At 60.7% G+C, this 11,677-nt stretch carries 12 protein-coding genes; 6 read left to right on the top strand and 6 right to left on the bottom strand.

Features of this window, described 5'->3' with window-relative positions; genetic code table 11:
- The coding region (locus tag IH881_18595; protein MCH7869709.1) for a hypothetical protein at positions 1-433 on the top strand (433 nt) is incomplete at its 5' end.
- A gap of 3 nt (positions 434-436) precedes the next feature.
- Here the strand turns inward: IH881_18595 and IH881_18590 are convergent.
- On the bottom strand, positions 437-2,437 hold the full coding sequence (locus IH881_18590; GenBank protein MCH7869708.1) for a DUF455 family protein: 2,001 nt from the start codon (positions 2,435-2,437) through the stop codon (positions 437-439).
- A 595-nt stretch (positions 2,438-3,032) separates the two neighbouring features.
- Between IH881_18590 and IH881_18585 the strand changes: the two genes are divergently transcribed.
- The 5 genes from IH881_18585 to IH881_18565 all read left to right on the top strand — a co-directional run bounded on the left by IH881_18585 (position 3,033) and on the right by IH881_18565 (position 6,617).
- Positions 3,033-3,668 (top strand): TetR/AcrR family transcriptional regulator, encoded by a 636-nt coding sequence (locus IH881_18585; GenBank protein MCH7869707.1) that lies wholly within the window; start codon positions 3,033-3,035, stop codon positions 3,666-3,668.
- A 50-nt stretch (positions 3,669-3,718) separates the two neighbouring features.
- Complete coding sequence (locus IH881_18580; protein MCH7869706.1) at positions 3,719-4,696, top strand: MaoC family dehydratase N-terminal domain-containing protein; 978 nt, start codon at positions 3,719-3,721, stop codon at positions 4,694-4,696.
- Between the two features lie 36 nt (positions 4,697-4,732).
- Positions 4,733-5,146, top strand: a complete 414-nt coding sequence (locus IH881_18575; protein ID MCH7869705.1) for an acyl dehydratase — start codon at positions 4,733-4,735, stop codon at positions 5,144-5,146.
- A 21-nt stretch (positions 5,147-5,167) separates the two neighbouring features.
- On the top strand, positions 5,168-6,343 hold the full coding sequence (locus IH881_18570; protein MCH7869704.1) for a lipid-transfer protein: 1,176 nt from the start codon (positions 5,168-5,170) through the stop codon (positions 6,341-6,343).
- A gap of 82 nt (positions 6,344-6,425) precedes the next feature.
- Entirely contained in the window at positions 6,426-6,617 is a 192-nt protein-coding gene (locus IH881_18565; protein ID MCH7869703.1) for a ferredoxin, read from the top strand.
- A 36-nt stretch (positions 6,618-6,653) separates the two neighbouring features.
- Here the strand turns inward: IH881_18565 and IH881_18560 are convergent, their stop codons facing one another.
- Genes IH881_18560 through IH881_18540 form a run of 5 tightly spaced genes read right to left on the bottom strand, consistent with a single transcriptional unit; the run spans position 6,654 to position 11,440 of the window.
- The gene (locus IH881_18560; GenBank protein ID MCH7869702.1) at positions 6,654-8,201 is read right to left on the bottom strand and encodes an acyl-CoA synthetase; all 1,548 of its coding nucleotides are present in this window, start codon (positions 8,199-8,201) and stop codon (positions 6,654-6,656) included.
- Between the two features lie 56 nt (positions 8,202-8,257).
- The gene (locus IH881_18555) at positions 8,258-9,421 is read right to left on the bottom strand and encodes a thiolase domain-containing protein (GenBank protein MCH7869701.1); all 1,164 of its coding nucleotides are present in this window, start codon (positions 9,419-9,421) and stop codon (positions 8,258-8,260) included.
- Positions 9,421-10,479: a thiolase domain-containing protein gene (locus tag IH881_18550; GenBank protein MCH7869700.1), complete on the bottom strand. Its 1,059-nt coding sequence runs from the start codon at positions 10,477-10,479 to the stop codon at positions 9,421-9,423. Before IH881_18550 ends, IH881_18555 begins: the two co-directional genes overlap by 1 nt.
- Positions 10,479-10,979, bottom strand: coding sequence for a Zn-ribbon domain-containing OB-fold protein (locus tag IH881_18545; GenBank protein MCH7869699.1), 501 nt, complete (start codon positions 10,977-10,979; stop codon positions 10,479-10,481). The genes IH881_18550 and IH881_18545 overlap by 1 nt, the downstream gene beginning before the upstream one ends.
- Positions 10,976-11,440 (bottom strand): OB-fold domain-containing protein, encoded by a 465-nt coding sequence (locus IH881_18540; protein ID MCH7869698.1) that lies wholly within the window; start codon positions 11,438-11,440, stop codon positions 10,976-10,978. Before IH881_18540 ends, IH881_18545 begins: the two co-directional genes overlap by 4 nt.
- Between the last annotated feature and the right edge of the window lie 237 nt (positions 11,441-11,677).

The following is an 11,677-nucleotide window of genomic DNA, read 5'->3' as shown; positions in this document are numbered from 1 at the left end:
CGACGAAGACTTCTTCAGCTATCACGAGGACACAGATCTCGCCTGGCGTGCGAATCTACTCGGCTGGTCCTGTCTGTATGTCCCGCGAGCCCGTGCGACTCATCACCGAGGCTGGCGGCGCAGCGGCAGCCAACGGGTGGACCCGGAAATGCGGCGACATTCGTTCAAGAATCGCTATCTCGAGATGATCAAGAACGAGCGACCGAACCAGTTCCTGCGCGATCTGCCGGCCATTCTGCTCTGGGAAGGACTTCGCTTCGGCTATGTCCTGTTGAGGGACCGGGAGCGAATGCTCGCCTATCGCGATGCAGCCCGATTGGCTGGGCGCGCATGGGTAAAGCGACAAGTACTGATGCGACGAGTCTACGATTCGAGTCGGAACGAGCAGACCAGGCGCCGATCATCGACTCCGCGTTTCATGGGGCAGGCCTAGCGGTCAAGAGGGTGCTTCGGCCGGACTTGTTTCGGCGGGTTGGCGGGACGTCTTGCGCTTGGGCCTTGGCTTGGGCTGGCGAGCGGCAGCGACCACATTGTCGAGCGCACTGCGAGACTCGGCGAACAGAATCGCCGGCTTTACCTCATCCGCTGGATGCGAAAGTGGGATGAGCCATTTCTTGCCCTCGACAGCTTCGAGGGTTTGCTCCCAGCCGGGTTCGGGGGCATCGAGACCGAAGTAAAATGCGCAACGCATGCCGGGGGTGAGGTCGAGTGGCTCTTTGATCTGTGCGAGGGCTCGACGCACAATGCCGATGGCAATGGTTCCCATGGTGAACCGGGCGTTGAACTCCACGATGGGGCGCAGAATCTCGCCTGCTGCCCCCGCATCGACGGTGAAGGCATCAATACCGCAAGGTCCAAAGAAACCCTCATCGAATGCGTGCTTGGCGACAATGACACCGGTCTCGCGCAAAGTTTCGTCGTAGACGCTCCCTGAAAATACGCGCCCGCGCGAATCGATCTCGGCACGATGTCCCAGGTAAACCCCGGACGGCGCAACGATCTGTTCCAGTGTTCCGAGCAAGGTCACGTCGCCGTTCGTCGCGATATACATCTGTGTCGAGAGGTCGAGGGTGCGCTTGAACCACGGCTCGAGGATCGCACCTCCGCGTTTGGCGAGACGTTTGAGTGCGCCGCGGACCGCTGGAGAATCGACGCGCCCATCCACTCCGGGAACACGCCCCCGGCCGCTGGTGCCGAGTCTCGGCTTCAAGGTGAAATTGCGGCCCAGTTGATCGGGCCAGTTGGCGACGGCAGCCTCCATTCGCTGGATCGCCGAGTCCGCGTCGAGGAGCGTTTCGGGATCGAGCACGAGGAACAGATCGCGCATGGAATCGGGCAGCAAGTTTTCTCGCTCGGCCAGTTCGATCGCAAAGGCCTTGTCGTGCACGCGAGCGACTGCGCCCGCCGGAGCCGAAGCGATTTTGTGATTGTCGAAGGAAGGGTGGATCGGGAGCCTTGCGGTGCTGATCCAGGGGACGATGCCGCACGCATCCTCGAGCCACGGATAGGCCGCAGCACTGGGGGCTTCGCCCAGATCTGCGGGCCACCAGGATGAGGCCAACGTCGCCAACTCGTCGGCGGAATCGTTGCTCGCGAGCGCCGGGAGAAAATGGGTCTGGCTGCCGAACAGGAGACGCCACAAGCGCAGGGTGGGCAACGTGGCCCTGGTCATGACGACGCCACCTTTACCCGGCAGTTCTTCACCGCCCAGATTGGGGTAGAGCAGCGTTTGGTGAACCGACTCCGGTCGTTTGACCTCGGAATCGACTTGCCCCTCGGATTGATTCTGGCGCGACTGCGCCTCGCGAACGAAATTGATGAAGGGTTCGCCCAACCCGGCGCGGCGCCGGGCTGCGGCATCGAATTGGCGAGCCTTGGCCCGGGCAGCGGAGAACGGGAAGGGTACAGCTTCGCTATAGGCCTCGATCAAGTCGCTTCCCGGAGGCCCGAGAACCTTCAGCCAGTGAGCCGCCACTGCAACGTGCTTGATCTCGTCGTTGTGGACCTCGAGCAGCACGTCAGCGCTCTTCTGGTCACCCGCTGCGGCGAATGCCTCGCGGTACAGGAGTGTGAAGTCGAGGTTGGCCTGTTCGAGGGTCAGTCCCATGGCGGCCAGGAAGGCACTGGGGCCGTGGGGAGATTTTGAAATGGCGGGAACGTGCTTCCAGAAATAGTTGGAATGCGGAGGGGAAAAGAAGTTGCCCCCCAGTTCGGTCAATCGGTCGATGTAGAGGCGGCAGTGTCTTTGCTCATCCGCGAGAACCCGGGTGAATTCTCGACGCAGTTCCTTGGGGAGCTCGGGCCAGCGAAGCAACGCCCAGGCGAACAGTTCGACGGCCATCAACTCGTGGTGGGCGAAGCGTGCCAGGCATTGGATTCTCGCTTCGGGCTGCTTCAGCGCACCGATGCGGGGTAGGTTGGGGAGGCCCGAAGCCATTGCTATTTCTGGATTGCGAGCGGGATAAGCAATATAGAGCGCGTGCCCCGGATTGTGGTCATCCAGGGGTTGTCCATCCTGCTGGTGCGGCGGAGTTAACTTACTCTCCAGATCGCCGCTTCCCAGGATGCCGGAGCAAAACTGGCGAAGGGTTAGAGCATGCAATGTCAATTTCTTTCTCAGACGTTTCGAACTGCCAATACCTGAATATACCCCGTTGTGAAGTCGCAGATCTAGTCTTGCGTTGTCGCGAAGTGTGCTTGCGTTGGATCGCGGCTCGCGATCAAATTTAAGGCGCATCGAGCCTGTCCGGTGACAGTGGTTCCGCTGAGCGTTCATGAATCGGCATTTTGAGCGCAGAACTTGACTCATCTATCTGCGGGGCTGAGGACAATCTGAGGCTTCAGAGGGAGGCGGGCACGGGCCGGTCAGCAACCGCCGGGCGGGCTGGAAGGGTGGCGGAAAACGTGTTTCAATCTTCTCGAGGGTTTCCGGAGATCCCAACCTAGGGTTTTTAGAGAAGCCATCCCACTTCAAATTAAAGCGCAGAACAGCTGCAGCGCCCCGTTGTGAGCAATGTTGCGAAGGCACGGAAATGGCTACCAAAAATTCGCTCGCCCGACTACGTGACGCAGACTCCGCAGAGGAACGAACCCAGAAGATCGTCGAAACCGCTCTCGCTCTCGCCGAACAAGGCGGGTTCGAAGCGGTGCGCTTGCGAGACGTCGCGGCCCACGCGGGTGTTGCCATGGGCACCCTGTATCGAAGATTCCGAAGCAAAGAGGACCTACTGGTCGCCGCGCTCGAGTATGAAACGAGTGCCCTGGCGCGCCGGGTCGAACGGAAGCCGATCGAAGGTGAGGATCCCTTGACCCGGGTGATGGGATTTTTCAGGCTGGCGACGAACGGAATGATCCGTCGTCCCAATTTGGCGCGTGCCCTGGTCAAGGCAGCGGCGTCCGGAGACCCTGATCTCGCCAAGCGGGTCGCGAGCTTTCACGGTCGCGTCGAGGGCATGATCGTGACGACGCTGCATGGCCCCGGGTTTCCCAGTGGACCGAACGGTCGTAGCAGTCATTTCGAGGAGACCCTGGCCTACAACCTGAATGTCTTCTGGTTTGCCCTGATGGTGGGCTGGTCGGGTGGACTTCACAGCAGGGATGATGTGATCGAGAGAATGGAAACCGTCGCTGCTATGTTGTTGCGCGCCGCAGCAGAGGGGAGCGCCTGATCCGAGGGCTCGACCCCAGCTGATTGTCGAATTCAGCGGAGAGGTCGGGAATGGGTCTGCAGGGCAAGCAAAGAGAAGACTTCGAAAAGAAGCTCGAACCCTACGTGGGAATCGAGATCGGCGTCGAAGAAATGGCGCGCGATGAAGTCAACCAGTCGATGATTCGCCACTGGTGCGAAGCACTCGACAATCGCCTCCCCATCTACGTCGATGCGGCCGCAGCCGAAGCTTCAGTCCACGGCGAAATCGTTGCGCCGCCCACCATGCTGCAAGCCTGGATCTTGTCGGGTATGGATATGGCCACTGGCGAGCCAAATCCCGACGACAAACAAAAGGAACTGCACGCTCTATTCGACAGTGTCGGGTACACCGGCGTCGTGGCCACCAACACCGAGCAGGAATACATCCGCTACTTGAAACTCGGCGATCGCGTGCGCGCCGTCACCCGCATCGAGTCCATCTCCGAGCAGAAGGCCACCGGCCTGGGTCTCGGCTACTTCATCGATACCCGGACCACGTTTACCGACCAGAACGACGAAGAGATCGGATGGTTGACGTTTCGTGTCCTCAAGTTCGAGCCCGGCGAGCAAGCGACGGCCGCGCCGAGCGAAGCGGGCGGAGGGCCAGCTTTGCCGGTTCGACAGCGTCCGGCGCTGGGACACGACAACCAGTGGTGGTGGGATGGCGTAAACGCCGGCCATTTTCTGATCCAGCGCTGCGAAGACTGCGGCGTTCTGCGTCATCCCCCGCGGCCGATGTGCGGCGAGTGCCAGTCGGTCCGCTTCGATTCGATCCCCTCGACGGGTGAGGGCACGGTCTACAGCTACGTCGTTATTCACCATCCCGAGATTCCGGGCTACGAATATCCGCTGACCGTTGCGGTCATCGACCTCGAGGAAGGGGTGCGTTTCGTCTCGAACGTGGTCGACTGTCCCTGCGACGAAGTTGAAATTGGGATGCAGGTTCAGGCGGAAATTCGCCAGATGGACCCAGAGTTTAAAATGGTGGTCTTCAAGCCCGTAGCGTAAACGGCAGTGAAAATACTCGAGACTGCAGGAGCCAAGATGGGAAACCGGATTCAATTTCGTGACGTCAACGTCGGAGACGCGCTGCCCGAGCAGCGGATTCCCATCACGTCCAGCTTGATCGTGGGCGGAGCCCTGGCTTCACAAGATTTCACGCCGGTTCATCACGACCGCACCGCGGCCCAGGCTTCGGGCATGCAGGATGTCTTCATGAACATCCTTACCACCAATGGTCTCGTGGAGCGCTTTGTGACCGATTGGGCGGGCGTCGATGCCCGCGTGAAGAATGTCTCGATCAAGCTAGGAACTCCGAACCTGCCGGGCGAGACCATGGTGATGTCGGGATCAGTAACGGAAAAGGACGACGCGGAAAACGTCGTCGTCGTGGAAGTAACGGGGAAGAACGCCTGGGGCAATCACGTCACGGGCCGGGTCATGTTCGCTTTGCTCTAGAGCGTTTCGGATGAGAAAAGAATGCCCACCACGCTGAAAAATGAAGCCGCGATCGTCGGAATCGGCCAGACCGAATTTTCGAAGAATTCGGGTCGCTCCGAGCTGCAGCTCGCCTGCGAAGCGACCGCTGCGGCGATCAAGAACGCGGGCCTCAGCCCGGCCGACATCGACGGCATGACGACCTTTACCATGGACAACAGCGACGAGATCGAGATCGCCCGGGCGGTCGGGATCAAAGACTTGACCTTCTTCAGTCGCACCCCACATGGCGGGGGTGCGGCGGTCGGTGTGATTCAACAGGCCGTCATGGCGATTGCCACCGGAATCGCAAAGGCCGTGGTGGTCTACCGGGCACTCAACGGCCGTTCGGGTTCGCGCTACAGCTCCGGAGTCTCGGGGGGCGCCACGACATCGGATCTGATCCACTGGAGTTGGTACATGCCGTCGGGCTTGATGACCCCGGCGAGTTGGGTTGCGATGTACACCCAGCGTTATATGTACGAGACTGGCTGCACCAGCGAGGATCTGGCGCAGGTATGCCTGGCTCAGCGCAATCACGCCGTGAACAATCCGGCGGCCTTCTTCTACCAAAGACCGTTGACCCTCGATGAGCATCAGACTGCGCGCCTGATCGTAGACCCTTTGCGGTTGTATGACTGCTGCCAGGAGACCGATGGCGGCACGGCATGCGTGATCACCAGCCCGGAGCGTGCGCGGGATCTCGACTGTGGCGGGGCCGCCCTGATTTGTAGTGTGGCACAGGCCGCGGGAGCAGATCAGGAGGTGATGACGAGCTTTTATCGACCTTCGCTCACGAGTTTGCCGGAGATGGATCTGGTTGCGAAGCAGAACTGGGAGATGAGCGGGCTCACCCCCGACGACATAGATGCGGCCATCATCTATGACGCGTTTTCGTCGATCGTTCTGTGGCAGCTCGAGAGTTTCGGATTCTGCAAGCCCGGTGAAGCCAAGGATTTTATCAAGGGCGGGGCTCTCGAATTGGGAGGCAGGCTGCCGACCAACACCCACGGCGGCCAGCTGAGCGAGGCCTACATCCACGGCATGAACGGTGTGAACGAGGGAGTGAGGTTGATCCGCGGGACCTCCAGCAATCAGCCGCAGAAAAACGAACACGTGCTCGTCACGGCGGGCGTGGGAATCCCCACCAGCGCCATGATCCTCGGTCAGCTCGACTAGCTGGAGACGCCGAAAGCCAAAGGGGCAACCGACCCGGGCGTTCGCTAAATTCGCTACCCGAGTACGAACCAAGGAGATCGAAATGAAGGTGGTAGTCGACTACGACTTGTGCGAGGCCAACGCGCTGTGCATGAAGGCCGCACCGGAGATATTTCGCGTGGAAGAAGACGACACGCTGACGATCAAGATCGACGTCGTGCCCGAAGACCTGAAAGAAAAAGCCCGAGAAGCCGCCCGTCTCTGCCCGCGACAAGCCATCACCTTCGAAGAGTAGTCGGGCCTCCTCCCCGAACGACAGCAAGAACAGCCCTTAGATCTGCGATCGCCCCTCCCAATAGGGATCGCGAAGCTTTCTCTTGTAGAGCTTGCCGTTGGGATCACGGGGCAGTTCATCGGCGTAGTCGATGCTCCGCGGGGTCTTCATCTTGGCCAGGCGGCCTTCGCACCAGCTGAAGATCTCGGCGCTGAGATCGTCTCCCCCCGTGACGCCGTCCACAACTTCGATCACCGCCTTGATCTCTTCTCCCCAATCGTCGTTGGGAATGCCGAAGACCGCGACATCCGCGACCTTGGGGTGCTGGATCAATTCGGCCTCGATTTCAGCCGGGTAGATGTTTGCGCCTCCGGAGATGATCATGTCGAATTTGCGGTCGCGCAGGAAGAGATAGCCCTCGTCGTTGAGTTCTCCGATGTCCCCCACCGTAAAGTAGTTTCCAATGCGGTTGTCCCGGGTCTTCTTTTCGGCGCCCTTGTACTTGAAGTCGGCGTTGCCGAGCTTCATGTAGACCGTGCCGACCGTGTTGGGACCGAGTTCGCCCCCGTCGTCGTCGTAGATCTTGATGTCGGATCCTGTCCATGCGCGGCCGACGGTACCCGGATATTTTCTCCACTCTGCTGGCGTGACCAGAGTGCCTCCGCCCTCGGTCGCGGCGTAGTACTCGTAGATGGCGTCGCCCCACCAATCCAACATCTTCCACTTCGTCTCGATCGGGCATGGAGCCGCAGCGTGGATCATGGCGCGCAACGAGGACATGTCGTACTTCGAGCGCACACGCGCGTCCAGCTTGAGCAGGCGGTGGAACTGCGTCGGAACCATGTGGCTGTGGGTGACCTTGTACTTCTCGATCAGCATCAGCATCTCTTCAGGGATCCATTTGTCCTGCAGGATCACGGCGTGTCCGATATGCAACGCATTTGAGCTGAACATGAGCACGGCGGTGTGATACAGGGGCGAGCCGCAGATGTGGACGTTGTCGTCTTCGGGTTTGATGCCGAACATTCCGAGAAAGGACGACATCAGGGTTGCAATGATATCGGGTGAGATGTCGACGAGGGGCCGGCGCACTCCCTTGGGCTTGCCCGTGGTGCCCGAGGTGTAGTTCATCACCTGGCCCGCAGATCGGTTGTCGGGCAATTCGGCGGACTGGCCCGCTGTCAGGGCATCGAACGGCGAGAATCCGTCGAGTTGGCCGAGGGAGAAAGCCTTGTCGCTCGGAAAATTGATTTCTTCGCGAGCGGCGCGGCAGGCGTCGCCAAACCGCGCCGAGCCAATGAACACCTTGGCTTCGGAGTCTTGCACGATGAAGGCGATCTCGGGACCCGTGAGGTGATTGTTGATCGGGGTCATGTACATCCCGATCTGGGTGATGGCCAGGTACATCTGGAACATCTCGGCGCAGTTCTCGAGTACGACTGCGACACAGTCCCCGCGTTCGAGTCCCAGTTCGCGCAGGCCGTGAGCGATCTTGTTCGCCTCGGCGAGAAGTTCACCGCGGGTCCATTCGCGTCCCTGTGGGTCGGCGAGGGCGAAGGCTTCCGGGTTGGCCTGCGCAAAATTCCAAAATCCAGACTCTGCCATGAATGTCTCCGTATTCTTCGCGTTCTTCGCGCATGGAAAACGCCTTGCCGTTGGTACTAGAGCGGCCGGTCGCCGAGGATCCACATCGAGAAGTACTGGCTGCCACCACCGTATGCGTGGCCCAAAACCTTCTTGGCCCCGTCCACCTGATGCTCCCCGGCCTGACCGCGAATCTGCATCGCCGCCTCGGCAAAGCGCACCATGCCCGACGCACCGATGGCGTTGGTCGACAAAACGCCACCGGACATGTTGACCGGCAGGTCGCCGTCGAGGGCGGTCGCCCCCTCGTAGACCATCTTCCAACCTTCGTTGATCGGAGCAAAGTGGAGGTTCTCCATCCACATCGCCTCGAACCAGGAGAAGGGGACGTAGATTTCCGCGCAGTCGATCTCTGCGCGCGGGTTCTGAATGCCGGCTTTCTTGTAGAGCTCCCTCGAGCAATCGAGTCCGGCCTGGGGCATGACTTGATCGCGCCCGGCAAACATGGTCGGCTCCGATTTCATGCAGGTCGCGTGGATCCAGGCCGGCTGCTTGGGGGCTGCCTTGGCCACGGATTCGCTGCCGATCACCATGGCACATGCACCGTCGGAGGATGGACAAGTTTCGAGATAGCGAATGGGGTCCCAGAGCATCATCGAGCTCTCGATCATCTCGAAGGTCACATCGGGCAGCTTGATGTGTGCCACGGGGTTCTTGAGGGCGTTGAGGCGATCTTTCAGGGCGATGCGAATCCCGGTGTCTTCGGGTGCGCCGGAACGTTCGATGTAGCCGCGGATCAGCGGTGCGAAGAAGCCTCCCGCTCCAGCGACCACCGCAGCGGTGAAGGGGATCGGGATCGAGAGTGCCCACATCGCATTCGATTCGCTCTGCTTCTCATAGGCAACCGTGAGCACGCGCTCGTGAATCCCCGCCTGGACCAGGCTCGCGGCTACGATCGCAGTCGCCCCCCCGACACTCCCCGCCGTGTGCACCCGAAACATGGGCTTGCCCACGCAACCCAGCGCCTCGGCGAGAAAAAGTTCGGGCATCATGACGCCCTCGAACATGTCGGGCGCTTTGCCGAGCACGACGGCGTCGATGTCCTTCCAATCGAGGTCTGCATCACGGAGGGCGCGAAGCGCCGCTTCTCGGATCAATCCCACCTGCGAGACGTCAATGCGTTTGGCTGCAAAATTGGTCTGGCCAATGCCAATGATGGCGGCGTGATGATTGGGGGCCATCAGGACTGTCCCTCCAGTACGCATACGAGATTTTGCTGTAGGCATGGGCCCGAGGTCGCGTGAGCGACTGCGCGCTGCCCCTTGCCTGCGAGGATCTGCCGGTAGGCTTCGCCCAATCGCGCAAGTCCCGCGCACATGATCGGGTTGGCGGCCAGCGCGCCGCCGGATGCGTTGACGGGGAGGTCGTCTGGCAAACCGAGTGCTTGCCTCAGAATGATTTCCTGGTGAGTAAACGGAGCGTGGATCTCCGCGAAGTCGATCTTGCCTTTGTTCACCCCGGCAGCTTCGCCCGCCAGCTGGGTGGAAGGGGAAAGGGTGAGGTCACGCCCGCCCGGTTGATGGCTGTCGAAGCGGTGTTCCAGGCCGGTGATCCAGACTGGAGGCTTCGCGGCTTTGTCGACGACCTCTTCGGCGGCGATGATCATCGCGCAGGCGCCATCGGTGATCGGCGGGCAGTCGTGCTTGCGCAGAGGAGACGCCAGGTAGGGTTCGGCGAGCAACGCATCGACATCGAAGTCCCCATAGAGCTGCGCTTGGGGATTGTTCTTGGCATCGCGTCGCGAACGCACGGCGATCTCGGCCAGATCGCGTTCGCTGTGCGGGCCTTTGTCCAGCAGGGCACGCGCTTGCAGGGCCGCGAGGGCGGGAGCATCGGGGCCCAGGGGTGCCAGGGTGTAGGGGTCGAGTTGCAGGATCATGGTTTCGGCGGGGTCGCCCATGGAAGAGCGGCTGAAGCTGAAGATCAGCCCCGAATCGATTTCGCCGGTCTGGATCTTGACCCAGACTTCGTACATTGCCCAGGCGCCGTCCATTTCGACATGGGATTCGTTGATCGGTGGCCAGGCGCCGAGGGCGTCGACCGCCATCACGAAAGAAAAAGCCTGGCCCGCGAGATAGTCACAGCTTCCCGAACAAGTGAAGTCGATATCTTCTTTCTTGAAGCCCGACGTTTCGTAGAGTTCCTTGATGATCGGGAGCAGCATCTCGACTTCGTTGTATTTCATCTGACTCCGCACATACGGCGTCTGCGCGTAACCGACAATGGCGACCTTCCGCATCACGAGATCTCCTTGATCTTGCTGAACGGAACGTCGGGCTCATCGAGGGGGCGGAAGTAGCTGATGTTGGCCATGGTTGGACCCCACTCGGATTCGGGTTTCCAGACTCCCTGGACGCGCATCCCGATGCGCACCTCCTGGTAGGGGCACTCCTGAATCAGCGAGGAAAAGCTGATGTCTGCGCCGTCCAGCACGATATTGGCCGCCACGTAGGGCAGATCGACTTTGATGTGCTGGGAGGGGACGCGCACGATCGAAAAACTCACGACCGTTCCCGTGTCCTTGACCTCGACCTCGCGGCTGGTCGGTTTGCCGCAGCGCGCACACGCACCGCGCGGTGGGACGTAGACCTTGCCGCAGCCGTCGCAGGCCTGCCCCATGATCTTGCCTTTCTGCATTCCGCGGAGAAATTTCTGGGTGGCCGCTCCGGGGGTGTAGTCGTACTCACAGCGCACCGGGGTCACGATGAGTCGAACGGGTTCGGATGCTTGCTCGCTCACGCTTTCTCCTCCGGGACGAAGCACGCGATGTCCTGAATACATCCGATCGTTTCGTCGGCCCACTTGATGGTGACGCGCATTCCGGTGGACATCTCGGCTTCGCTGTCTGCAGAAACGGCGTGCAACAGCGCGGTATCGGCACCGTCCAGCTGAACAAGTGCCCACGCGAAGGCCTCTTGCAGGTGATTCTTTGGCTTGGGGTTGTCGATCCAGGACCAAGTCTTGACGACGCCGCCCGGGCCGACGGCTACGAAGTCGCCCGTCGCATCCCCCGTCTCAGGGTCATACTCGGTCGGGGGAACGATCACTTTGCCCTTGGCTGTCTTGATCCCGTAGGCCTGCCGATCTCGCAGGCCCGTAAAGAAGTGGCTCAGCACCGGGCCCAGGGAACGTTTGTAGTCGTACTCCATGACGTGGGTCGCGCGGAGTAGTTCCTCACCAGTGTTGTTGCTCTGACTCATTCTCGCCTCCCGATCGGGCGGAGCCCGCAGCCCCCCGAATGCCCGGGTAGGGCTGATTGCGGACGTTGATACGGATTGAACTCGGAGAGACCCAGGGGGTGACTCGGAATACGCCGCTAAGTAGAACACGTTCTAAATAACCTGACAAGACCGCTGCCGACTCTCAGGGTTTTCTCTGGCTGGAGATCGCAGGGGGTCGTGCAGCCCCTGTGTACCGGAGGCGCAGCCGATTCCCGC

The sequence above is a fragment of the Myxococcales bacterium genome (assembly GCA_022563535.1).
In the GTDB taxonomy this organism is placed as follows: domain Bacteria; phylum Myxococcota_A; class UBA9160; order UBA9160; family UBA4427; genus DUBZ01.
Note: the sequence above shows the minus strand (reverse complement) of the source record. Positions and strands in the feature narration are given on the sequence as shown.